Origin of the sequence: Arenibaculum sp. (assembly GCF_035998295.1) — a bacterium.
GTDB lineage: Bacteria > Pseudomonadota > Alphaproteobacteria > Azospirillales > Azospirillaceae > DASYHS01.
Genome location: NZ_DASYHS010000070.1, coordinates 92,444 through 114,547 on the forward strand (window position 1 = coordinate 92,444; position 22,104 = coordinate 114,547).

22 protein-coding genes are annotated in these 22,104 nt (G+C 70.5%); 13 read left to right on the forward strand and 9 right to left on the reverse strand.

Going from position 1 to position 22,104, the window contains the following annotated elements:
* Positions 1–122 precede the first annotated feature (122 nt).
* Genes VGO20_RS08115 through VGO20_RS08130 form a run of 4 tightly spaced genes read left to right on the forward strand, consistent with a single transcriptional unit; the run spans position 123 to position 4,972 of the window.
* A complete protein-coding gene (locus VGO20_RS08115) occupies positions 123–944 on the forward strand; it encodes a hypothetical protein (protein WP_327501807.1) in 822 nt (273 codons plus the stop codon).
* A complete protein-coding gene (locus VGO20_RS08120; protein ID WP_327501808.1) occupies positions 941–2,692 on the forward strand; it encodes a thiamine pyrophosphate-binding protein in 1,752 nt (583 codons plus the stop codon). The genes VGO20_RS08115 and VGO20_RS08120 overlap by 4 nt, the downstream gene beginning before the upstream one ends.
* Entirely contained in the window at positions 2,692–3,507 is an 816-nt protein-coding gene (locus VGO20_RS08125) for an IclR family transcriptional regulator (protein ID WP_327501809.1), read from the forward strand. The genes VGO20_RS08120 and VGO20_RS08125 overlap by 1 nt, the downstream gene beginning before the upstream one ends.
* Before the next feature lie 28 nt (positions 3,508–3,535).
* Positions 3,536–4,972 (forward strand): amidase, encoded by a 1,437-nt coding sequence (locus VGO20_RS08130; protein ID WP_327501810.1) that lies wholly within the window; start codon positions 3,536–3,538, stop codon positions 4,970–4,972.
* Here VGO20_RS08130 and VGO20_RS08135 read toward each other — a convergent pair.
* Positions 4,947–5,234, reverse strand: a complete 288-nt coding sequence (locus VGO20_RS08135; protein ID WP_327501811.1) for a DUF1488 family protein — start codon at positions 5,232–5,234, stop codon at positions 4,947–4,949. The two genes, VGO20_RS08130 and VGO20_RS08135, sit on opposite strands and share 26 nt — an antisense overlap.
* A 391-nt stretch (positions 5,235–5,625) precedes the next feature.
* Positions 5,626–6,090, reverse strand: a complete 465-nt coding sequence (locus VGO20_RS08140; protein WP_327501812.1) for an Lrp/AsnC family transcriptional regulator — start codon at positions 6,088–6,090, stop codon at positions 5,626–5,628.
* Between the two features lie 128 nt (positions 6,091–6,218).
* Here VGO20_RS08140 and VGO20_RS08145 point away from each other — a divergent pair, with 128 nt between their 5' ends.
* Positions 6,219–6,461: a DUF6356 family protein gene (locus VGO20_RS08145; RefSeq protein ID WP_327501813.1), complete on the forward strand. Its 243-nt coding sequence runs from the start codon at positions 6,219–6,221 to the stop codon at positions 6,459–6,461.
* 12 nt (positions 6,462–6,473) lie between these two features.
* On the opposite strand, the gene eno is transcribed toward VGO20_RS08145, so the two are convergent.
* The 6 genes from eno to tpiA form a co-directional block, all read right to left on the reverse strand.
* Positions 6,474–7,751 (reverse strand): phosphopyruvate hydratase, encoded by a 1,278-nt coding sequence (eno, locus tag VGO20_RS08150; RefSeq protein ID WP_327501814.1) that lies wholly within the window; start codon positions 7,749–7,751, stop codon positions 6,474–6,476.
* Between the two features lie 96 nt (positions 7,752–7,847).
* Complete coding sequence (locus VGO20_RS08155; RefSeq protein ID WP_327501815.1) at positions 7,848–8,384, reverse strand: DinB family protein; 537 nt, start codon at positions 8,382–8,384, stop codon at positions 7,848–7,850.
* Positions 8,381–9,223: a 3-deoxy-8-phosphooctulonate synthase gene (kdsA, locus tag VGO20_RS08160; RefSeq protein ID WP_327501816.1), complete on the reverse strand. Its 843-nt coding sequence runs from the start codon at positions 9,221–9,223 to the stop codon at positions 8,381–8,383. The genes VGO20_RS08155 and kdsA overlap by 4 nt, the downstream gene beginning before the upstream one ends.
* A gap of 13 nt (positions 9,224–9,236) precedes the next feature.
* Positions 9,237–10,865, reverse strand: coding sequence for a CTP synthase (locus tag VGO20_RS08165; RefSeq protein WP_327501817.1), 1,629 nt, complete (start codon positions 10,863–10,865; stop codon positions 9,237–9,239).
* A gap of 117 nt (positions 10,866–10,982) precedes the next feature.
* A complete protein-coding gene (gene secG, locus VGO20_RS08170; protein WP_327501818.1) occupies positions 10,983–11,300 on the reverse strand; it encodes a preprotein translocase subunit SecG in 318 nt (105 codons plus the stop codon).
* A 93-nt stretch (positions 11,301–11,393) separates the two neighbouring features.
* Entirely contained in the window at positions 11,394–12,146 is a 753-nt protein-coding gene (gene tpiA, locus VGO20_RS08175) for a triose-phosphate isomerase (protein ID WP_327501819.1), read from the reverse strand.
* Between the two features lie 170 nt (positions 12,147–12,316).
* On the opposite strand from tpiA, the gene VGO20_RS08180 reads away from it, so the two are divergent.
* Both VGO20_RS08180 and trpE read left to right on the forward strand, forming a co-directional pair.
* Complete coding sequence (locus tag VGO20_RS08180; RefSeq protein WP_327501820.1) at positions 12,317–14,194, forward strand: SurA N-terminal domain-containing protein; 1,878 nt, start codon at positions 12,317–12,319, stop codon at positions 14,192–14,194.
* 6 nt (positions 14,195–14,200) lie between these two features.
* A complete protein-coding gene (gene trpE / locus VGO20_RS08185; protein ID WP_327501821.1) occupies positions 14,201–15,712 on the forward strand; it encodes an anthranilate synthase component I in 1,512 nt (503 codons plus the stop codon).
* A gap of 22 nt (positions 15,713–15,734) precedes the next feature.
* Here trpE and VGO20_RS08190 read toward each other — a convergent pair whose 3' ends face one another.
* Positions 15,735–16,883 carry a divergent polysaccharide deacetylase family protein gene (locus tag VGO20_RS08190; RefSeq protein ID WP_327501822.1) on the reverse strand — a complete coding sequence of 383 codons (1,149 nt, stop codon included), beginning with the start codon at positions 16,881–16,883 and terminating at the stop codon, positions 15,735–15,737.
* 219 nt (positions 16,884–17,102) lie between these two features.
* Here VGO20_RS08190 and VGO20_RS08195 point away from each other — a divergent pair, with 219 nt between their 5' ends.
* From VGO20_RS08195 to lexA, 6 genes are all read left to right on the forward strand, one after another.
* Complete coding sequence (locus VGO20_RS08195) at positions 17,103–17,693, forward strand: anthranilate synthase component II (protein ID WP_327501823.1); 591 nt, start codon at positions 17,103–17,105, stop codon at positions 17,691–17,693.
* Positions 17,690–18,727 carry an anthranilate phosphoribosyltransferase gene (gene trpD / locus VGO20_RS08200; RefSeq protein ID WP_327501824.1) on the forward strand — a complete coding sequence of 346 codons (1,038 nt, stop codon included), beginning with the start codon at positions 17,690–17,692 and terminating at the stop codon, positions 18,725–18,727. Before VGO20_RS08195 ends, trpD begins: the two co-directional genes overlap by 4 nt.
* A complete protein-coding gene (trpC, locus tag VGO20_RS08205) occupies positions 18,724–19,524 on the forward strand; it encodes an indole-3-glycerol phosphate synthase TrpC (protein WP_327501825.1) in 801 nt (266 codons plus the stop codon). The genes trpD and trpC overlap by 4 nt, the downstream gene beginning before the upstream one ends.
* A gap of 4 nt (positions 19,525–19,528) precedes the next feature.
* Positions 19,529–20,011: a cyclic pyranopterin monophosphate synthase MoaC gene (gene moaC, locus VGO20_RS08210; protein ID WP_327501826.1), complete on the forward strand. Its 483-nt coding sequence runs from the start codon at positions 19,529–19,531 to the stop codon at positions 20,009–20,011.
* Positions 20,008–21,222, forward strand: coding sequence for a molybdopterin molybdotransferase MoeA (locus VGO20_RS08215; RefSeq protein WP_327501827.1), 1,215 nt, complete (start codon positions 20,008–20,010; stop codon positions 21,220–21,222). Before moaC ends, VGO20_RS08215 begins: the two co-directional genes overlap by 4 nt.
* 132 nt (positions 21,223–21,354) lie before the next feature.
* On the forward strand, positions 21,355–22,062 hold the full coding sequence (gene lexA / locus VGO20_RS08220) for a transcriptional repressor LexA (protein WP_327501828.1): 708 nt from the start codon (positions 21,355–21,357) through the stop codon (positions 22,060–22,062).
* Positions 22,063–22,104: the final 42 nt, after the last annotated feature.

Here is a 22,104-nt window from a genome sequence, read left to right on the forward strand (position 1 = left end):
GAAGGAGCGTACAAAGTGCAACTTGCCTTGTCAAATGCCTGCGTCTCTGCCTAATCTCGGAATGGATGAAAAATGCGTTCCACATTATGGACCCGAATAAAGGGATACTCATCGAAGACTCCGTGACCCGTCTCGGCGACGGGCACCGGGGCCGCGTCCTGATCGCCGGCTCGCATGGCGGCGTGTACGCCGCCTATCTCGCGGCGTGCGCGGGCGTGCGCGGCGTCGTCCTCAACGACGCGGGGGTCGGGCTGGACGGTGCCGGCATCGCGGGACTGGACTATCTCCAGGCGCTCGGGATACCCGCCGCCACGGTGTCGACCCATACGGCACGGATCGGCGACGGTGCGGACGCCGCGGCCCGGGGGATCGTGAGCCACGTCAACCCGCAGGCCCTCGCGCTGGGCTGCCGTCCGGGGCAGCCGGCCCTGTCCTGCGCCGAGGCCATGAGCCGGGCGGCGCCCGGCCCGGCGCCCCGCCCGCCGGCCATCGACGAGGGACGGTACAGGATCGGATCGGTCGCGGGGGGCGTGGAAGTCTGGGCGCTCGATTCCGCCAGCCTGGTCCTGCCGGAGGACGCCGGGCGCGTGCTCGTGATCGGCTCCCACGGCGGCGCGCCGGGCGGGCGGGCCGAGACGGCGCTGAAGACCGACGCGCTGGCCGCCGTGTTCCACGACGCCGGGGTCGGCGCCGACCGGGCAGGATTGAGCCGCCTGCCCTTCCTGGACCGCCGCGGCATCCCCGCGGCCACCGTGTCGGCCGCCAGCGCCCGGATCGGCGACGGCCGGTCGCTGTGGCGGACCGGGATACTGTCACACGTGAACGAGACGGCCGCCGCGCTGGGTGCTCGGCCGGGAACCACCGCAACGACATTCGCGGACGCCGTCGCTTCGGCGCGGACCGCGACCGGGCCGCGCGCCCGAAACGAGGAGGAGACATCATGACCGAGGAACGGCCGAACGACCCCGTTACCGGAATGAGCGGCGGCCAGGCCCTGGCCAGGATGCTGCAGGCGCACGACTGCGGGCCCATCTTCGGCATGGGCGGCTTCCAGCTCCTGCCCTTCTACGAGGCGGCGCGGGCGCTGGGGCTGCGCCATCATCTCATCAACGACGAGCGTTGCGGCACCTTCGCCGCCGATGCCTATGCGCGCGTGTCCGGACGCCCCGGCGTCGTCGACGCGACGCTCGGCCCGGGGGCGACGAACCTCGTCACCGGCATGGTCGAATCGCTGAACGCGGGCGTCCCGCTGGTGGTCCTGGCCGGCGACACGCACCGCGACCATTCCTGGAAGAACATGACCCAGGAATGCCGCCAGACCGAGATCCTGCGGCCGGCGGCCAAGGAACTGATCCGGATCGAGACGCCGAAGCGGATTCCCGAACTCGTGCGCAGGGCCTTCGCGGTCGCCACCTCCGGCCGGCCCGGACCGGTGGTGCTGGACATACCCGAGGACGTCGCCCATGCCGAGGTGGCGTTCGCGCCCTCCGACTTCAGGGTCGATCCGGCGACGACACGCTACCCCGCGCGCCGCGCGCGTCCGGACCGGACCGACGTCGCGCGCGCGGCGGCACTGATCGCGCATGCCAAGCGGCCGCTCCTGCTGGTCGGCGGCGGCATCCATCTGTCCGGCGCCTACGAATCGGTGCTCGCCTTCGCCGAGGCGCTCTCGGTCCCGGTTGCGCACACCATGAGCGGCAAGGGCGCGATCCCCTGCACCCATCCGCTGAGTGCCGGCCTGTTCGGCCGCTACAGCCGGATCGCGAACGACCTGGTCGCGACCAGCGACTGCCTCCTCGTCGTCGGCTGCAAGCTCGGCGAGATCGCGACCAAGCGCTTCCAGCTGCTGCCCGCGGGAGTGCCGCTGATCCATCTCGAACTCGTCGCCGAGGAGATCGGCCGCACGGCGGAGCCGGACGTCGCGCTCTGGGGCGACGCGCGCGCCGGCCTGGACGACCTGCTGGCCGAACTCTCGGACAGCGCGCAGCGCCTCGCCGCCGAGCGCCGCGGCTACGCCGCGGAGGTCGTGGAGCGGATGGCGAAGTGGCGCGTCGAAGCCGAGCCCCGCCTCACGTCGGGCGAGCGGCCGATCAACATGGGGCGCCTGATCGGCGAGTTGAACGGCCTGATGCCGGCCGAATCGATCCTCGTCGCCGACGGGGGCTTCGCCGCGCACTGGGGCGGCCTGCTTTACGACACCAAGGCCGCCGGACGCGGCTTCGTCGCCGACCGCGGCTTCGCGTCCATCGGCTACGGGCTGCCGGGAAGCCTGGGTTGCCAGCTCGCAGCACCCGAGCGCGCCGTGGTCGGCATCACGGGCGACGGCGGGCTGAACATGATGATCGGGGAGCTGGAGACGGCTCGCCGGATCGGCACGCCCTTCACGCTGGTCGTCGTCAACAACGCCGCGTCGGGCTACGTGAAGGCGCTGCAGCACGCGATGTACGGGCCGGGGAACTACCAGTCGAGCGACCTCGTCGAGATGGACTATGCGGCGATCGCCCGCTCCATGGGCTGTCACGGCATCCGGGTCGAAGACCCCGACCGGCTCGGGGCCGCCCTCGGCGAAGCCTTGGCCGAACGGACCCTGCCGAGCATCGTCGACGTCGTCGTGACGCGCGACCCCGGAAAGATGCTGCCGGCGGTCGACAGCCGCGTGCTGACGGTCAAGGCCGGCGACCGGCCGGTGTGATGGCCGGTCTGATGGCCGCCGATCCGACCGCCAGGACCGGTACCCAGAGCGTCGAGCGCGCGATCTCGGTGCTCCGGGCGCTGGCCGCGCGCAATACCTCCGGCGCACGGCTCGTCGACCTCGTCGCCGACGTGGGATTGACGAAGGCGACGGTCCGCCGCCTGCTGTCGGTGCTCCAGCGCGAAGGGCTCGTCTCCCAGGACCCCGAAACCCGGCGGTACTTCCTGGGCATCGAGACCTTCAGCCTCGGCGCGGCCGCGGGCGCCAGGTTCGAGATCCGGCGGCTGGCCGCGGCGACCCTGTCGCGGCTGGCGGACGCGTCCGAAGACACGGTGTTCCTCTCGGTACGCAGTACCTTCGACGCGATCTGTGTCGACCGGCGGGAAGGCAACTTCCCGATCCGGACCTTGACGCTCACCATCGGCGACCGCCGGCCGCTCGGCGTGGGTGCCGGCAGCCTGGCGCTGCTGGCCTCCCTGGGCGAGGAGGAAACCGCCAGCGTCATCGAGGAGAACGCGCCGCGCGCACTGCGCCATTCTCCTCTGCTCGACGCCGGCCGGCTCGCCGAGCTGGTGCACCGCACCCGGGCCGACGGCTATTCCTTCAACGGCGGGCTGATCGTCGCGGGCATGAGCGCGATCGGCGTCGCCGTGCTGGGGCCGAGGGGCGAACCGGAAGCGTCGTTGAGCATCGCGGCGATTGACGCCAGAATGCAGCCGGAACGGCGTGCCTGGCTCGTCTCCCTGCTTCAGAAGGAACGGCTCCAACTCGAGAAGGAGATCGCGAAGCGGGTCCGGGCACCGCACGCCTCGTGAGCGGCCACACCGTCCAGGGAGCTTCGCCATGACCGACCCGGCAGATCTTTCGGCGACCGAGGCGCGACGCCTGATCGGGCGCAAGGCGCTGTCGCCGGTCGAACTCGTCTCCTCCTGCATCGCGCGCATCGAAGCGGCGAACGGCCCGCTGAACGCGGTCGTGGCGCTGGATCGCGACCGCGCCCTGGAGGCTGCCCGCGCGGCGGAGCAGGCGGTCGCCTCCGGCGAACCGCTCGGCGCGTTGCACGGGTTGCCGGTCGGGATCAAGGACCTGACGGAGACCGCGGGCCTGCGCACGACCTTCGGTTCCCTCCTCCACGAGAACCACGTCCCGGCGCGCGACGACCGGATCGTCGCGGCCCTGCGGCGCGCCGGGGCCATCGTCCTCGCCAAGACCAACACGCCGGAGTTCGGAGCCGGAGCCGTCACGACGAACAAGGTCTACGGCATGACCGGCAATCCGTTCGATCCCGACCGGACCTGCGGAGGCTCGTCGGGCGGTTCGGCCGTGGCGCTCGCGGCCGGCATGGTCCCGCTCGCGACAGGGTCGGATTTCGGCGGCAGCCTGCGCATTCCCGCCGCCTGGTGCGGGGTCGTCGGTTTCCGGCCGTCTCCCGGCCTGGTGCCGGACGAGAAGCGGCTGCGCGGCTGGTCGCCGCTGTCCGTCGAGGGACCGATGGCGCGCAATGTCGGCGACCTCGCGCTGCTCCTCTCGGCGATGGCCGGGGACGACCCGCGCGACCCCTTGAGCCGGCCCGTGGATGCGCACGCCCTCGCCTGCCCGCCCGAGGTCGATCTCTCTTCTTTGCGGATCGGCATCTCCGAGGATCTGGGCTTCGCTCCCGTCGACGGCGGGGTGCGCGCCACCTTCCGCGAACGGATGCGACTGATCTCCGGTGCCCTCGGGGCTCTCGTCCCGGTCGAGCCCGGGATGCGGGACGCCGACGAGACCTTCTCGGTCCTGCGCGGGGCCGCGTTCCTGGCAGCGCACGGCGCCCGGGCCGAACGCTCCGCGGATCGGCTCGGCCCGCAGGTCCTGGCCAATGTGGAATATGCCCGCGGCCTGACCCTCCGCCAGGTCGTCGATGCCGAAGCCAGGCAGACCCGGATCGCCCGGGACTTTCAGACGCTGTTCGAGCGCGTGGACGTCGTCGTCTGCCCGGCCGTCGCGGTTCCCCCCTTCCCCAAGACGGAACCGCACTGCGCCGAAATCGACGGGCGCCCCATGAGCAGCTATTTCCAATGGCTGGCGATCACCTACGGCCTCACGCTTACCGGCTGCCCGGTGGCCTGCCTGCCCTGCGGCCTGGATCCGACCGGCATGCCTTTCGGCCTGCAGATATGCGGCCCGAAGGGTGCTGACCGGAAGGTACTCGGCGTTGCCGCAGCCCTGGAGCGGGTGATGGAGGGGATTGCGGAGACGGCCCGCCCCGTGCCGCTCAGCGCAGGTCGGAAGGAAGGATGACGACCTGCCAGGGCGCGATCCCCTCGGGCTCGCGCTCGACCTGACGCTGGTCGATCTTCGGCCGTACCCTGTCCTCGATCGTGCCGCGGTTCTCGACGAAGGCGCGCAGGCGCTCGGAGGCCGTGGCTTCGGTGCCGTAGGCCTCGTCCAGCGCCTCGCCCCTCACCAGGATCTTGTAGCGGACGCCGTCGCCGTCGGTCGCCCAGGTGACGACGGCCAGATGGGCGTCGCTCCACTCGCAGCTCGAATCGAAATTGATCATGCCCAGCTCCCTCGCGTCCGTTCCTCAACAAGGTCCCTGCGAGGGTGTTCCGCGCCGGATGAGGGTCCCATCCGGTCGGGGGCCGGCCTGACGACCCATTTCATATGCGTTCGAACGCCTTAGGCCACCCCCGTGAGGCGACGCGGACGTAAGCCATCAACATAAGCGGAATGCGCCACGCCGCTCCCTTCGCACCATGGGAATGGAGCGGCGCGAGGTCTATGTAAGGCGTGTTGCATCTGCCCTGCCGATTCAGGGATACCGCAAGCCTCGATAAGCCCTCCGTTCCCCCCGGAGGGCTTCTTTTTATCACAGGGGTTTTCCCGACGGACAAGCGCCTCACTCGGACTATATCGGCATGCCGAACCGGGCCGCCGTCCTCTGCCTTTCGTCAGGTCAGATACGTGGTCGGGACCGTAGTGGTGGACTTCAGCTCCTCCATGGAGATGCTGGCGCTGACGTCGACGAAATCGACGCGTGAGATCAGCGACTTGTAAACCCCGTCGTAGACTTCGACGCTGGGCACCACGAGGCGCAGGATGTAGTCCATGTCGCCGGCGAGGCGGTAGGCCTCGACGACCTCGGGGATGTCGGTTATCGCGCGCCGGAACGCGTCGAGCCAGTCGATGGAATGTCGCGAAGCCCGGATGGTGACGAACACCGTCATCGGCACGTTCGCCTTCCGGCGGTCGAGCAGCGCGACGCGGCGTGCGATCAGGCCCGATTCCTCCATCCGCTTTATGCGCCGCCAGCAAGGCGTGGTCGACAGTCCGACCTCCTCCGCGATGGTGCCGACCGGCGTGTCGGCGTTCTCCTGGAGGATCGCGAGAATACGCCGATCCTTATCATCGAACATTTCGTGAACTCCGGCTTTCAGTAGAATCAATTTCTACGATTGAGCCGAAAGTCGCGGAACTTTGCAAGCCGTTCCCACAGGATCGCATCTACCATGGCGAGAATGAACTAAACGAAGGACGGCATCACATGCGAGCGCACAATCCCTTCACCGAGCATCCCGGTACGGTGGGCGAGACCTACGTGGAGCATATGGGCGTCGCGTTCTCGTTCGCGGCGCGCATGATGCTCGGCGCGCTCGCCTGTTTCGTGCACGGCATCTTCCCGTTCCTGTGCGTGCGCACCGGCAGCCGCACCGTCACCCAGCTGCACGAGCGCATGGTCACCCATCGGGAGCGGCACCGGCGTCCGGCCCCGCTCCCGGCGGAATGAACGGCTGCCGGCTCAGCCGCGCAGGATCGAGCGGCCGGCGTAGCGCGCGGCGCTGCCGAGCTGCTCCTCGATCCGGATGAGCTGGTTGTATTTCGCGAGGCGGTCGGACCGCGACAGGGAGCCGGTCTTGATCTGCCCGCAATTCGTGGCGACCGCGAGATCGGCTATCGTCGCATCCTCCGTCTCGCCGGACCGATGGGACATTACGGCCGTGTAGCCGGCCTTGTGGGCCATCTCGACGGCCTGCAGCGTCTCGGTCAGGGTGCCGATCTGGTTGACCTTCACGAGGATCGAGTTGCCGACCCCGCGACGGATGCCGTCGGCAAGCCGGCCCGGGTTGGTCACGAACAGGTCGTCACCGACGAGCTGCACCCGCGATCCGATCGCGTCGGTCAGGGCTTTCCAGCCCTCCCAATCATCCTCTGACATGCCGTCCTCGATCGAGACGATCGGATAGCGGCCGACGAGATCGCTCCAGTACGCGACCATGCCGCCGGCATCCAGCGTCTTGCCCTCGCCTGCGAGATGGTAGCGGCCATTGTCGTGGAACTCGGTCGAGGCGGCGTCGAGCGCCAGCATCACGTCCTCGCCGGGCCGGTAGCCCGCCGCTTCGATCGCCTTCATGACGAAGCCGAGCGCCTCGTCCGTCGAGGCGAGGTTCGGCGCGAAGCCGCCCTCGTCGCCGACATTGGTGTTGTGGCCGGCGTCCTTGAGCTGCCGCTTGAGCGCGTGGAAGATCTCGGCCCCCATGCGGATCGCCTCGGCGCCGCTCTCGGCGGCGACCGGCATGACCATGAACTCCTGGATGTCGATGGGGTTGTCGGCATGAGCGCCGCCGTTGATGATGTTCATCATCGGCACCGGAAGGACGCTGGCCAGCGCGCCGCCGAGATAGCGGTAGAGCGGCAGGTTCGCCTCTTCCGCGGCGGCCTTGGCGACGGCGAGGCTCACGCCCAGGATCGCGTTGGCGCCGAGCCGGGCCTTGTTGGTCGTCCCGTCCAGATCGATCATCAGCAGGTCGAGGGAGACCTGGTCGGAAGCCTCGAGCCCGGAAAGCGCGTCGAAGATCTCGCCGTTCACCGACTCGACCGCGCGCAGCACGCCCTTGCCGCCGTAACGCCCCTTGTCGCCGTCGCGCAGCTCCACCGCCTCATGCGCGCCGGTGGAGGCGCCGGAGGGGACCGCCGCGCGGCCGAAAGCGCCGGATTCCAGCGTGACGTCGACCTCGACGGTCGGATTGCCACGGCTGTCGAGGATCTCGCGGGCCTGGATGTCGGTGATTGCGGACATTCTGTGTTCCCCGGTTTTGCGTCGTTCCGGGTGTCATAGCGAGGCGGCACTGGCAAGGCAAGGCGCGAAGCCGGCGCCGCCGCCCCCCTTTGCGGGCTAGCCGTCCGGATGATCCCAGCCGAGCGCCGCGAGGTCGGCTGCCCGCCGGGCCGCGTCCTCGCGCAGGAGGAACTCGTCGAGCTGGGGCGGCGGCACCGGGGTGCCCGAAAGCATCGCGTGGACTTGGCCGCGGTGATGGATCTGGTGGACGAACAGGTGCATGAGCACCGCGCCGGCCCGTTCGACGCTGCGCCGGCCGTCGGCCCGCGCGAGCGTCACCTCGGCCTCGATCCCCGCCTCGTCGAGCGCGTCGCAGAAGGCGATCAGCCGCCGGTCGCTCACACGCTGCGCTTCGGCGAGGGCCGTGAAGTCCGGGAGCTCCGCCGCCGCGGTCCGGCGCCCTTCCAGGGCATCGAGGTAGAACCGGTCCACGCCCAGGATGTGGTCCAGGGTCAGCCTGATCGACGGGAAGAAGCCCGTCCGGGGGGCGGCCAGCGCGTCGGCCGACAGGCGCCCGCACGCCTCCAGCAGCCGATGGTTCGACCAGGCATTGTTGCGGGCGAACGCCCGCATCATCGCCGCCGATGCCGTCATGCGCCGACGGGCCGCGCCTTGGCGATGCGGTCGAACGCGACCAGCGTCTCCAGGATCGACGGCAGGTCGCGCAGCGGCACCATGTTCGGCCCGTCCGACGGAGCCCGGTCGGGGTCCTGGTGGGTCTCCATGAACACGGCCGCCACGCCGATCGCCACGGCGGCGCGCGCCAGCACCGGGACGAACTCGCGCTGCCCGCCGCTGCTGCCGCCGAGCCCGCCGGGCTGCTGCACGGAGTGCGTGGCGTCGAAGACGACGGGATGACCGGTCTGCGCCATGATCGGCAGCGACCGCATGTCCGAGACGAGCGTGTTGTAGCCGAAGCTGGCGCCCCGCTCGCACAGCAGGACCTTGCCGTTGCCGGTGGAGGTCAGCTTGGCGGCGACGTTCTTCATGTCCCAGGGTGCCAGGAACTGGCCCTTCTTGACGTTCACGGCCCGGCCGGTCCGGCCGGCCGCAAGCAGCAGGTCGGTCTGGCGGCACAGGAAGGCCGGGATCTGCAGCACGTCGACCGCCTCGGCGACCGGGCCGCACTGCTCGGCCTCGTGCACGTCGGTCAGGACGGGGACGCCGTGCGTCTCGCGTACCTCGGCGAGGATGGCGAGCCCCTTCTCCATGCCGATGCCGCGCGCGGCATCACCCGAGGTCCGGTTCGCCTTGTCGAAGGACGACTTGTAGATCAATCCGATGCCGAGCGGCCGGGTGATCTCGACCAGCGCCCGGCACGTCTCCAGGGCGTGCTGCCGGCTCTCGATCGCGCAGGGCCCCGCGATCAGCGTGAGCGGACGGTCGTTGGCGAGCGTGAGAGGACCGATCTCGACGGGTATGGGCGTGGTCATGGGTGCCTCTGCGTCACACCAGCCGCGACTGCTCGATCGCGGCGCGGATGAAGTCGGTGAAGAGTGGATGCGGCGAGAACGGCTTGCTCTTCAGCTCCGGATGGAACTGGACGCCGATGAACCACGGATGGTCCGGCAGCTCGACGATCTCGGGCAGCTCGCCGTCGGGCGACAGGCCGGAGAAGCGCAGGCCCGCGGCCTCGAGCTGGCCCTTGAAGTTGATGTTCACCTCGTAGCGGTGGCGGTGCCGCTCGCTGATGGCCTCCGATCCGTAGATCCGGCGCACGCGGCTGCCCGCCATGAGTTGGCAGGCATAGGCGCCGAGCCGCATGGTGCCGCCCAGGTCGCCTTCCACCGACCGCTGCTCGAGCGTGTTGCCGCGGACCCACTCCGTCATCAGGCCGACGACCGGCTCCTGGTTCCGGCCGAACTCCGACGAGCCGGCGTTCGGGATGTCGGCCATGTTCCGCGCGGCCTCGATCACCGCCATCTGCATGCCGAAGCAGATGCCGAAATAGGGCACCTTGTGCTCGCGGGCGAACTGCACCGCCCGGATCTTGCCTTCCGAGCCGCGCTCGCCGAACCCGCCGGGCACCAGGATGCCGTGGACGCCGTCCAGATGATGGACCGCGTCCTCCGATTCGAAGATCTCGGCGTCGATCCAGTCGAGATTAACCTTCACGTTGTTGGCGACGCCGCCGTGGACCAGCGCCTCGCCGAGGGATTTGTAGCTGTCGAGCAGGCTCGTGTACTTGCCGACGACGGCGATCGTCACCTCGCCTTCCGGCTGGCGGACGCGATGCACGATCTCGCGCCACATCGACAGGTCGGGCGCGCCGTCCGTCGGGAAACCGAAATACTTCAGCACCTGAACGTCGAAGCCCTGCTCATGGTAGCTGATCGGCACCTGATAGATGGTGTCGACGTCGAGCGCCGCGATCACGCGCTCCTGCGCGACGTTGCAGAACAGGGCGATCTTGCGCCGCTCGTTGTCCGGGATCGGACGGTCGCTGCGGCACAGCAGGATCGCGGGCTGGATGCCGACGGACAGCAACTCCTTGACCGAGTGCTGCGTCGGCTTCGTCTTCAGCTCGCCCGCCGACGGGATGTAGGGCAGCAGGGTCAGGTGGATGAACAGCGCGCGTTCCTGTCCGACCTCGTTGCCGAACTGCCGGATCGCCTCGAGGAAGGGCAGGCTCTCGATGTCGCCGACGGTCCCCCCGATCTCGCACAGGATGAAGTCCTCGTCCGTGACGTCGGCGCGGATGAACTCCTTGATCGCATCGGTCACGTGCGGAATGACCTGGACGGTCGCCCCGAGATAGTCGCCGCGGCGTTCCTTGGCGATGACGTTCGAGTAGATCCGCCCGGTCGTGACGTTGTCGCTCTTGCGTGCGGAGACGCCCGTGAACCGCTCGTAGTGGCCGAGGTCGAGATCGGTCTCGGCGCCGTCGTCGGTGACGTAGACCTCGCCGTGCTGGTACGGGCTCATCGTGCCGGGATCGACGTTCAGGTAGGGGTCGAGCTTGCGGAGCCGGACCTTGTACCCGCGCGCCTGCAGCGTAGCACCCAGGGCGGCGGCGGCCAGGCCCTTGCCCAAGGATGAGACCACGCCGCCGGTGATGAAAATATAGCGCGTCATTTCGCGAATCCGTTCCTGGAGCCGAATACCGAACCCTACAAAAAGAGAAGAGGCGGCTTTACTGCCGCCTCGAAACCTTGTCCGCCGCTGGCGAGGGCTCCCGCACCGGGAGTCCCGTCACTCCCCGAGGGGTGCGGCGGGTGCCGCGGGTGCCGCCGGCACCGTCTGCTCCATGGTGGGCAGCTGGTCGACGATCGAGCGCGGCCGGCTCTGCCCGCTGGCGAGGATCGCGAGCCCGATGCTCGTCAGCATGAAGCAGCCGGCGAGAACCGCGGTCGCCCGGGTGAGCAGGTTCGCAGTGCCGCGCGTCGTCATCATGCCGCCCATGGAGCCGCCGCCGATGCCGAGCCCACCGCCCTCCGACTTCTGGACGAGGACGACGCCGATCAGGCCGATCGCCAGCAGGAGGTGAATGACGAGAATCACCGCTACCATGATGCCACTTCCCAAAAACCGATGGGCGCGCCGCAGTCGTCATGATCGGCGGCGCGCCCTGCCCCGTTATGTACTCAGTACGGCCGTGCGATGCTAGCGGCAAGTTTCCGCGATTGCCCAGAAATCGTCCGCCACGAGGCTGGCGCCGCCGACCAGCGCGCCGTCGACGTCGCCGATCGCCATCAGTTCGCCGGCGTTCGACGGCTTCACCGAACCGCCGTACAGGATGCGCATCTCCCCGGGCGAGGCGACCTTTCCCTCGAGCTCCCGCCGGATATGGGCATGCATGCCCGCCACGTCGGCGGCCGTCGCGGTGAGGCCGGTGCCGATGGCCCAGACCGGCTCGTAGGCGATCACGGTGTTGGCGCCGTCGGCCCCCTCGGGAAGGGACCCGCCGACCTGCCGGGCCACGATCTCCTCCGCGCGCCCGGCGTCGCGTTCCTCCCGCGTCTCGCCGACGCAGACGATCGCAACCAGCCCGGCGCGGTGCGCGGCCTCGGCCTTGGCGCGCACGACCGCGTCCGACTCGCGGTGGTCCTGCCGGCGCTCCGAATGCCCCACGATCACGTGGCCGGCGCCGGCGTCCGCCAGCATCTCGGCCGAGACGTCGCCGGTATGGGCTCCCTTCTCCTTCGCATGGCAGTCCTGGCCGCCGACCAGCAGCGGGCTGCCGGCCGCGAGCCCGGCGACCGTCCGAACCAGCGTCGCGGGCGGGCAGATCAGCATGTCGAAGCCGACCGGGCCGGCCGACGCGAGACGGTCCGCCAGCGTCTTCGCGAGCGTCGTCCCTTCGCCGAAGAGGCCGTTCATCTTCCAGTTCCCCGCAATCAGCTTCCGCCGGGCCATGTTCGTCTCTCTCCATCGTCATCGGGGTCGGTCCCGACGTGTTTAGCAACTCGGCGGCGAAGGGGAAATGCATTGTTGCCGCCGATCCAGGGTACCCATATCATGCCGCGCCCTTCCCGGTCGGCCTCCTGCCTCCGGGTCTCCTGTCGTTTCGGAAAAGTACGCGTCACATGCTCCAAGCGTTGCGCAGCAAGGTCGGCTCCTGGGTCGTCAAGATCCTCTTCGTTCTCTTGATTCTCAGCTTCGCTGTCTGGGGCGTCGGCGACATCTTCCGGGAACAGGTCTCGACCGAGGTGGCGAGCGTCGGCGACCGGACCGTCACCACGACCGAACTCGACAGGGCCTTCCGGACGGAAATCGACCGGATGCGCCAGATGTTCCAGACCGACATCGACACGGAGGGCGCACGGCAGCTCGGCCTGCTGGACGCGGCGCTCGACCAGCTGATCTCGCGCCATCTCTATGCGCTGGAAGCCGACTCCCTGGGCCTCGCCCCCGGCGACGAGCTGCTGCTCCGGCAGATCAGGGAGGAGCCGGCGTTCCGCAACGCGCAGGGACAGTTCGACCCCGTTCTGTTCCGCCGCGTCCTGTCGTCGAACGCGCTGAGCGAGCAGGCCTATCTCCAGGCCGTCCGCTCGGACGTTCTGAACTCCCTGCTGCTCGAGGCGGTCGCCTCGGGCGCCACGGCTCCGCAGCCGCTGGTCGCCGACGTCTACCGCCACCAGGCGCAGCGCAGGACCGCCGACGTCCTGTTCCTGGCCAACGACGCGATGCCGGCGCCGCCGGAACCCGACGAGGAGACGATCGCCAAGTTCCACCAGGAGCGGGCCGTCCGCTTCACCGCGCCGGAGTATCGCGCCCTGACCATCGCCCGGATCGCGCCGGAAGACCTGATGGACGAGATCCCGGTCGCGGAGGAGGAGATCCAGGCCGCCTACGAGGAGCGCAGCGCCGCCTTCCGCACGCCCGAGCGCCGCGACGTCGAGCAGGTGCTGGTCCAGGACGAGGACACCGCCCGGCGCATCGCCGAGGCCGCGCGCGGCGGCGCGCCCATGGGCGATGCCGCGCAGGCCGAAGGCGCCGCCGTCCAGCCCCTGCCCGATCTCACGCGCGACGGCCTGCTGCCGGAAATGGCCGAGCCGATCTTCGCGGCCGGCGTCGGCGAAGTGTCCGATCCGGTGCAGAGCCCGCTGGGCTGGCATGTCTTCCGCGTCACCTCCGTCACTCCGGAGGTCGTACGCGGCCTGGACGAGGTTCGCGACGAGATCGCCGCCGACCTGAAGCGCGACCGCGCGGCCGACCGGGTGTTCGAAGTCGCCAACGAGCTCGACGACGTGCTTGCCGGCGGGGTGACGGTGCCGGAAGCGGCCGAGCAACTCGGCCTGCACGTGACGACGCTGCCCGCGGTCGATGCGGAGGGGCGCAACCCGCAGGGCGAGATGGTGGAGCAGCTTCCCGGACTCGATGTCGTCCTCGACCGCGCGTTCCGGCTCGGCGAGGGGGAGCAGAGCACGCTGATCGAGACCCGGGAGGGTTCCTATTTCGTCGCCCAGGTCGACGACGTGGTCCCGGCGGCCCTGCGGCCGCTGGAGCAGGTGCGCGACGAGGTGGTGGCGGCATGGCAGGCCGAGCAGCGGACCGCGGCAGCGGCAGCCCGCGCCGAGGAGCTTGCCGAAGCCCTGCGCGCCGGCGGCACCATCGAGGAGGTCGCGGCGTCCGCCGGGGCGGAATCGGCGACCGTCGGCCCGATCGACCGGAGCGGGAACGGCCGCGGGCGCATCCCCGAGGGCCTGGTCGACCGCCTGTTCGAGATGGCGCCGGGCGAGGTGGCGACGGCGGCGGGCCAGGGCGGCCAGGTGATCGTCCGCCTGGCCGAGGTCGAGGTACCCGACCCGGAGGCCGACGGGACGCGGGTGGCGGCGCTGGCGGAGCAGCTGGAACGCGCGGTCGCGTCCGACCTGCTGGCGCAGTACTCCGCGGCGCTCCGGTCCAGCCACGACGTCGAGGTGAACCGCGGCGTCATCGACCAGATGTACCGCCAGGACTGATCCGCGATGAGGCATCTGCCGGACCGCGCGGCCTTCGCGGCCACCTATCGCGACGGCCGCCCGCAGGTCGTCTGGACCTCGCTGGTCAGCGACCTGGACACGCCCGTCTCGGCGATGATCAAGCTGGCGGACGGACAGCCGAACAGCTTCCTGTTCGAATCCGTGACCGGCGGCGAGATCCGGGGCCGGTATTCCTTCATCGGCCTGAAGCCGGACCTGATCTGGCGGTGCCGGCGCGGCGAGGCCGAGATCAACCGCTCCGCGCGGCTCGACCCTCATGCCTTCGAACCCTGCCCCGAAGCCGCCCTCCAGTCCCTGCGGTCGCTGATCTCGGAGAGCCGCATCGACCTGCCGCCGGAACTGCCGCCCATGGCGGCCGGACTGTTCGGCTATCTCGGCTACGACATGGTGCGCCTGATCGAGCGCATTCCGGATACCCGGCCGGACACGCTCGGCGTGCCCGACGGCATCCTGATCAGGCCGACGATCGTCGCCGTCTTCGACGGGATCACCAGCCTGATCACGCTGGTGACGCCGGTCTGGCCGCGTGACGGCGTCGATGCCGACGCCGCCTACGGGCACGCCGTCGAGCGGCTGGCCGACGCGGTCGCGGATCTCGGCCGCAGCGCGCCCCGCCAGAGCATCGCGGCCCAGGCCGACGCCGCTCCGCTGCCGGCGCCCGTCTCGAATACGGCGCGGGCCGACTATCTGGCCATGGTCGAGCGGGCGAAGGAATACATCCGGGCGGGCGACGCGTTCCAGATCGTGCCGTCGCAGCGCTTCAGCGTGCCCTTCCGGCTGCCGCCCTTCTCCTTGTACCGGGCGCTGCGCCGGCTCAACCCGTCGCCGTTCCTCTTCTTCCTCGACCTCGGCGACCTGTCCCTGGTCGGCTCCAGCCCGGAGATCCTGGTCAGGCTCCGGGACGGCCGGGTCACCGTCAGGCCGATCGCCGGCACCCGGCCCAGGGGACGCGACGCCGAGGAGGACCGCGCGCTCGCGGCCGATCTGCTGGCCGATCCGAAGGAGCTGGCCGAGCACCTGATGCTGCTCGACCTCGGGCGCAACGACGTCGGGCGCGTGTCGCGCGTCGGCACCGTCCGCGTCACCGAACAGATGGCGGTGGAACTCTACAGCCACGTGATGCACATCGTCTCGAACGTCGAGGGCGAGATCGCGCCGGGGCTCGACGCGCTCGACGCGCTGTTCGCGGGCTTTCCCGCGGGCACCGTCTCCGGCGCCCCCAAGGTCCGGGCGATGGAGATCATCGACGAGCTGGAGCGGGCGCGACGGGGCGTCTATGCTGGATGCGTCGGCTATTTCGGCGCGAGCGGCGCCATGGACACCTGCATCGCGCTGCGGACGGCGGTGCTCAAGGACGGCATGATGCACGTCCAGGCGGGGGGCGGCGTCGTCGCCGATAGCGACCCGGAGGCGGAGTACCAGGAGACGGTGAACAAAGCCACCGCCCTGATCCGCGCCGCCGAGGAGGCCGTCCGCTTCGCCCAGGCTCCGGCCTGACCGGCCGGCGGGAACTCCTCTCCTAGCTGGGCCCGGCCCCGACCCGCGTCGCGCCGACCGCTCCGTCGCGGGACCGGACGATCGTGCTGACCGGCACGAGGACGAACCCGCGGGCCTCCAGGCTGGGCAGCCATTCCCTCAGGGCGTCGATCGTGACGTCGTAGGGGTGGCCGATGCCGATCGCATGCCCCTGCCGGGTCGCGACGGTCTCCAGCTGCTTCAGGCTTGCCAGGACCGCCCCGGACGACGGGTCGTGGTCGATGAAGACGTCGCGGGCGGCGGCGGGCATCTTCATCTCGCGCGCCAGCGCATAGCCGATGCTGCGGCCGCTGGTCCGGCTGTCGAGGAACATCAGGCCGCGGCGGTCGATTTCGCCGAGCACGACCGACATCCCGGCCCGGTCCTCGGTGAAGCGGCTGCCCATGTGGTTGTTCACCCCGACATAGCCGTCGAAGGCCGCGAGCCCGGCCTCTATCCGCCGCTTCAGCTCCTCGGCCGGAAGCTGGGTCAGCATCGCGCCCGGCCCGGGGTCCGCGGCGCCCGAGGGCTCCATCGGCAGATGCACCATCAGCTCGTGCCCGGCGGACCGGGCCGAGGCCGTCTGCTTCGGCAGGTCGCGCGCATAGGGCAGCCAAGCGAGCGTGAGCGGGCCCGGCAGGCCGGCGACCAGGCCGCTGCGCCGCCGGTCGACCCCGAGGTCGTCGATCACCACCGCGATCATGGGCCGCCCGCGGGGCGGCTGGCCGACGGCGGCATGGCGCAGCCACCGGGGCTGCTCCGGCGCCGGGGCGGGCTGCGGAACGGCAGCCGGTTCCGGGGCAGCCGTTTCGGGGAGGGCCGGCCGGGAGACGGCCGGCCGGGAAACGGCGGCGTCCGGGGCCGGCTCCCGGGGTTGCCGCGCAGCGGCGGGACCCGGCGGAGGAGCGGGATCCGGCGGGCGCGTCGGCCGGGCGGCCTGGACGGCGGGGGATGGACGCGCCGTCGCGACGCGCTCGGGCGGGCGGTCGTCGGGGAAGATCGAAGCGACGTCCCACCCGGAGCCGTACAGCAGCCCCGCGCCGGCGACGGCGAGGACGGCAAGCCAGGTGGCCAGCCGGAACGGACGGACGGCTGCGCGCCCTTTCCCGCGCCGACGCCGGGCGGCCCGCGCGGGCTTTCGTCGTGCGGACAAGCTCAGTCTCCCCGTTGGGCGGACGGGGATGCCGTCGTCGTATCGTTCATGCGGCGGGTTCCGTCTGGGCGGCATCGAGCGGCCGGTGGACCAAGTACTGGCGCAAAACCGGCCCCTCCGCAACGCCGGCCTCGTGGCCGGGCGTCACGCTGGAAATCCCATCGTCTGCACTGTAGGGTACGGTTTCCTAGGTTTCGAAGGGCTCGGGCCGGTTTCGCTATGCTGCTCCTGATCGATAATTACGACAGCTTCACCTACAACCTCGTGCATTTTCTGGGTGAACTCGGCGCCGACGTGACGGTTTGGCGCAACGACGCGCTCTCGGTCGGGCAGGCGCTCGCGGCACGGCCGAGCGCCGTGGTCCTGTCTCCCGGGCCGTGCGACCCCGACCGCGCCGGGATCTGCCTTCCCCTGATCGCAGCCGCCGCCGAGATCGGCCTGCCCCTTCTCGGCGTCTGCCTCGGGCACCAGTCCATCGGGCAGGCGTTCGGCGGCCGGGTCCTGCGGGCCCCGGTGCCGATGCACGGCAAGGTCGACGAGATCCGTCATTCCGGCCAGGGCCTGATGCACGGGCTGCCCTCGCCGTTCCGCGCCACCCGCTACCATTCGCTCATCGTCGAGCGCGACAGCCTGCCGGACTGCCTCGCGGTGACGGCGGAAACGGCGGACGGCCTGATCATGGGCATGCAGCACCGCGAACTGCCGATCCACGGGGTGCAGTTCCACCCCGAAAGCATCGCGTCCGAGCACGGGCACGAGCTGCTGCGTAATTTCCTCGCCCTCGCGAAGCCCATGGAGCGCGCGGCATGACCAGGGACATGTCCGACCTGAAGGCCCTGCTCGGCAAGGTGGCGGGCGGCGGCTCGCTCACGGAGGACGAGGCCGAGACGGCCTTCGACGTCATCATGTCGGGCAACGCCACGCCCGCGCAGATGGGCGGCTTCCTGATGGCGCTGCGCGTGCGCGGCGAGACGGTGGACGAGATCGCCGGCGCCGCGCGCGTGATGCGCGCGAAGGTCCATCCGATCGAGGCTCCGCCCGGCGCGATCGATACCTGCGGTACCGGCGGCGACGCGGCGGGAACCTGGAACATCTCGACCGCCTCGGCGATCGTCGTCGCCGCCTGCGGCGTACCGGTGGCCAAGCACGGCAACCGCGCGGCGTCCAGCAAGTCGGGTGCGGCCGACGTCCTCCAGGCGCTGGGCGTCAACATCGAATGCGACATGGCGCTGGTGCAGCGCTCGCTGGACGAGCTCGGGCTCTGCTTCCTGATGGCGCCCCGCCACCACACGGCGATGCGCAATGTCGGTCCGACGCGGGTCGAGCTGGGGACGCGCACGATCTTCAATCTCCTGGGACCGCTCTCGAACCCAGCCGGCGCCCGTCGCCAGCTCCTGGGCGTGTTCTCGCGGAGCTGGGTCGAGCCGCTCGCACGCGTGCTGGGCCGCCTCGGTTCGGAACGGGCCTGGGTCGTCCATGGCTCCGACGGGCTGGACGAGATCACGACGACGGCCGTCACCCACGTCGCCGAACTGAGGGACGGCACCGTCCGCACCTTCGAAGTCGCGCCCGAAGACGCCGGATTGGCCCGTTCGGACCTGGCGGCCCTCAAGGGAGGCGACGCGGCGACCAATGCGCAGGCCATCCGCGCACTGCTCGCCGGCGAGCCGGGAGCCTACCGCGACATCGTCCTGCTGAACGCCGGCGCCGCCCTCGTCGTCGCCGGGCGGGCGGAGGACATCCAGGCTGGCGCCGCCCTGGCCCGCGGCGCGATCGACGGCGGCGCGGCCGGCCGGGTGCTCGAGCGGCTGGTGGAGATCACCAACGGCGGACCTCGGGCATGAGCGACGTCCTCGCCCGCATCTGCGCGGACAAGCGCCGCCACGTCGCCGCGTGCCGGGCCGCACGGCCACCGGCCGAGGTGGAAGCCGCCGCCCGCGCCGCCGACAGGCCGCGCGGCTTCGCGACGGCCCTTCGCGGCGCCAGTGCCCAAGGCTACGGCTTGATCGCAGAGATCAAGCGAGCATCGCCGTCTAAGGGCTTGATAAGGAAAGATTTCGATCCAGCAAGCTTGGCGCGGGCCTATCAGGCGGGCGGGGCTTCCTGCCTGTCCGTGCTGACGGACGTTCCCTACTTCCAGGGCGAGGACTCCTTCCTCGTCGCCGCGCGGGCCGCATGCCGGCTGCCGGTCCTGCGCAAGGACTTCATGCTCGATCCCTATCAGGTCGCCGAAGCCAGGGCGCTGGGCGCCGACTGCATCCTTCTGATCATGGCCGCCCTCGACGACGGTGCTGCACGCGAGCTTGCCGCCGCCGCCACTGACTGGGGCATGGACGTCCTGGTCGAGGTGCACGACCGCGCCGAACTCGATCGCGCGCTGCGCTTGGACTGCGGGATGATCGGAGTAAACAACAGAAATCTCAAGACGTTGTCGATCGATCTGAAGACGACGGAAGAGCTGGTGCCGCACATTCCCCCGGACCGTCTCGCGGTCAGCGAAAGCGGACTGTACGGGCCGGCGGACCTGACCCGGATGGCGCGGGCGGGTGCGCGCTGCTTCCTGGTCGGGGAGTCCCTGATGCGCCAGGAGGACGTCACGGCGGCCGTACGGGCGCTGCTGGCGCCGGCCGGGACGGCGTGAGCCCATGGGGGGGGATTTCACTCATTTCGACGACCAGGGCCGCGCCGTCATGGTCGATGTCTCGGCCAAGGACGAGACCGAACGGACGGCCACGGCCCGCGCCGCGGTCCGCATGCAGCCTGAAACGCTGGCCCTGATCATGTCCGGCGGCGTCAAGAAGGGGGACGTGCTCTCGGTCGCCCGCCTCGCCGGCATCATGGCGGCGAAGCGGACGCCCGACCTGATCCCGCTCTGCCATCCCCTGCCGTTGGCCTCCGTCGCCGTCGATCTCGTCTGCGTGCCGGAACGCAGCGAGGTCGAGGTGACGGCGACCTGCAAGCTCAAGGGCCGGACCGGCGTCGAGATGGAGGCGCTGACCGCCGCCGCGGTCGCCGCGCTGACGGTCTACGACATGTGCAAGGCGGTCGACCGCGGCATGGCCGTAGCCGAGGTGCGCCTCGTCCACAAGGCCGGCGGCAGGAGCGGCCACTGGAGCGCTCCGGAATGATCCCGGTCGCGGACGCCCTCGAACGGATGCTGTCCGCGGTCGCCCCGCTCCCCGCCGAGACGGTCGCGCTTCCCGACGGGCTCGGCCGCGTACTGGCTGCGGACGTCGCCGCCCGGGTGACCCAGCCGCCGGTGGCGGTATCGGCGATGGACGGCTACGCCGTCCGCGGCGCCGACGTGGCGACCGCGCCGGCGCGTCTGCGCAGGATCGGCGAGGTCGCCGCCGGCGCCCGCTTCGAGGGCACGGTCGGGCCCGGCGAGGCGGTGCGGATCTTCACCGGCGCGCCGGTCCCCGCCGGGGCCGACACCGTCGTCATCCAGGAGGACACCACCGCCGAGGGCGAGGCCGTCGTCGTCGCCGAGCCCTACCCGGCCGGACGCTACGTCCGGCGTGCCGGCCTGGACTTCACGACCGGCACCGTCGGGCTGACGGCGGGCCGCCGTCTCGGTGCCCGCGACATCGGGCTGGCGGCGGCGATGAACGTCCCCTGGCTCTCCGTCCACCGCCGGCCCCGGGTGGCCATCCTGGCGACCGGCGACGAGATCGTCATGCCCGGCGAGCCGATCGGGCCGAGCCAGATCGTCAGCTCCAACGCCCTGGCGCTGGCGGCCCTCGTCGCGACGGCGGGCGGGGACGCGACCAATCTCGGCATCGCGCGCGACGACGCCCGCTCGCTCACCGCGCATGCCGAGGCCGCCCGCGGCTTCGACCTCCTGGTCACGACCGGCGGCGCCTCGGTCGGCGAGCACGACCTGGTGCGCTCCGTGCTCGGCGAGAGGGGCATGCGGCTCGACTTCTACAAGATCGCAATGCGTCCCGGTAAGCCGTTGATGTTCGGCCGGTTCGGCGACGTCCCGCTGCTCGGCCTGCCGGGGAACCCGGTCTCCAGCATGGTCTGCGGCCTCTTGTTCCTGCGCCCGCTGCTCCGGCGCCTCCAAGGGCTCGCCGACACGTCGGAACCCGTCGCGCGCGCGACGCTCGGGATCGCGCTGGCGGAGAACGACGGCCGGCAGGACTACCTGCGCGCCCGCCTGGAACGCGGTCCGTCGGGGGAACTGGTCGCGCACCCCTTCCCGCTCCAGGACAGTTCCGTGATGTCGCTGCTCGCGGCGGCGGACTGCCTGGTGGTCCGTCCGCCCCGGGCTCCCGCCGCCCGGCCGGGCGATCCCGTGGACATCCTGCCGCTCTCGACCGGGATCCTGCCGGCATGATTCGACGATTGCGGGACGTTTTTTTCCTTTTATGAAGCGAATGCTTGACGCCGCCTCGGAACCAAACTAGAACACCTTCAAGCTGTTTTGGTTTTGTTCCGGACCTGCAACGTCGTGCGGAAGGGGGCGTAGATGCTGACGCGCAAACAGTACGAACTGCTCCTGTTCATTCAGGACAGGCAAGGCGAAGGAGGCGTGTCCCCCTCCTTCGACGAGATGAAGGAGGCGCTCGGCCTCAAGTCGAAGTCGGGCATCCATCGGCTGATCTCGGCCCTGGAGGAGCGCGGCTTCATCCGGCGGCTGCCGCATCGCGCCCGCGCGATCGAGGTGATCCGCCTGCCCGAGAACTTCGAGGCCGCCCGCGCGCCGCGCGGCCGCGCCCGGTTCCAGCCCAATGTGATCCGGGGCGACTTCTCGGCGGCGCTGGCCGGCCGCGAGGTCACCGTGGCCGCCGATGCCGTCGACCTTCCGATGCTCGGCCGCATCGCGGCCGGCACGCCCATCGAGGCGCTCAAGATGGACGGGGCGGCGAAGGTCCCGGTGCCGGCCGGCATGCTCGGCGCGGGGGAGCACTACGCCCTCGAGGTCGCTGGCGACTCCATGGTCGATGCCGGCATCCTGGATGGCGATACCGTCGTGATCCAGCGTTGCGAGACGGCCGACAGCGGCACCATCGTGGTGGCGCTGGTCGACGAGAACGAGGTGACGCTGAAGCGGCTGCGCCGCAAAGGCAATGCCATCGCCCTCGAACCGGCCAACGCGAAGTACGAGACCCGGATCTTCGGGCCGGACAAGGTTCGCGTCCAGGGCAAGCTGATCGGCCTTCTCCGCCAGTACTGACCGCGGGACGGGCGCGGCACGGGTCCGGAACGGCGCGCCCGC

Excerpts from the sequence above, each read along its gene's own strand:
- VGO20_RS08215 (WP_327501827.1), top strand. The coding sequence starts at position 20,008 with ATGATCCCGGTCGCGGACGCCCTCGAACGGATGCTGTCCGCGGTCGCC.
- kdsA (WP_327501816.1), bottom strand. The coding sequence starts at position 9,223 with ATGACCACGCCCATACCCGTCGAGATCGGTCCTCTCACGCTCGCCAAC.
- secG (WP_327501818.1), bottom strand. The coding sequence starts at position 11,300 with ATGGTAGCGGTGATTCTCGTCATTCACCTCCTGCTGGCGATCGGCCTG.
- moaC (WP_327501826.1), top strand. The coding sequence starts at position 19,529 with ATGGGGGGGGATTTCACTCATTTCGACGACCAGGGCCGCGCCGTCATG.
- VGO20_RS08195 (WP_327501823.1), top strand. The coding sequence starts at position 17,103 with ATGCTGCTCCTGATCGATAATTACGACAGCTTCACCTACAACCTCGTG.
- lexA (WP_327501828.1), top strand. The coding sequence starts at position 21,355 with ATGCTGACGCGCAAACAGTACGAACTGCTCCTGTTCATTCAGGACAGG.
- trpC (WP_327501825.1), top strand. The coding sequence starts at position 18,724 with ATGAGCGACGTCCTCGCCCGCATCTGCGCGGACAAGCGCCGCCACGTC.
- VGO20_RS08130 (WP_327501810.1), top strand. The coding sequence starts at position 3,536 with ATGACCGACCCGGCAGATCTTTCGGCGACCGAGGCGCGACGCCTGATC.
- trpE (WP_327501821.1), top strand. The coding sequence starts at position 14,201 with ATGAGGCATCTGCCGGACCGCGCGGCCTTCGCGGCCACCTATCGCGAC.
- VGO20_RS08125 (WP_327501809.1), top strand. The coding sequence starts at position 2,692 with ATGGCCGGTCTGATGGCCGCCGATCCGACCGCCAGGACCGGTACCCAG.
- VGO20_RS08165 (WP_327501817.1), bottom strand. The coding sequence starts at position 10,865 with ATGACGCGCTATATTTTCATCACCGGCGGCGTGGTCTCATCCTTGGGC.
- eno (WP_327501814.1), bottom strand. The coding sequence starts at position 7,751 with ATGTCCGCAATCACCGACATCCAGGCCCGCGAGATCCTCGACAGCCGT.
- VGO20_RS08120 (WP_327501808.1), top strand. The coding sequence starts at position 941 with ATGACCGAGGAACGGCCGAACGACCCCGTTACCGGAATGAGCGGCGGC.
- VGO20_RS08140 (WP_327501812.1), bottom strand. The coding sequence starts at position 6,090 with ATGTTCGATGATAAGGATCGGCGTATTCTCGCGATCCTCCAGGAGAAC.
- VGO20_RS08145 (WP_327501813.1), top strand. The coding sequence starts at position 6,219 with ATGCGAGCGCACAATCCCTTCACCGAGCATCCCGGTACGGTGGGCGAG.
- VGO20_RS08135 (WP_327501811.1), bottom strand. The coding sequence starts at position 5,234 with ATGATCAATTTCGATTCGAGCTGCGAGTGGAGCGACGCCCATCTGGCC.
- tpiA (WP_327501819.1), bottom strand. The coding sequence starts at position 12,146 with ATGGCCCGGCGGAAGCTGATTGCGGGGAACTGGAAGATGAACGGCCTC.
- VGO20_RS08155 (WP_327501815.1), bottom strand. The coding sequence starts at position 8,384 with ATGACGGCATCGGCGGCGATGATGCGGGCGTTCGCCCGCAACAATGCC.
- VGO20_RS08180 (WP_327501820.1), top strand. The coding sequence starts at position 12,317 with ATGCTCCAAGCGTTGCGCAGCAAGGTCGGCTCCTGGGTCGTCAAGATC.
- trpD (WP_327501824.1), top strand. The coding sequence starts at position 17,690 with ATGACCAGGGACATGTCCGACCTGAAGGCCCTGCTCGGCAAGGTGGCG.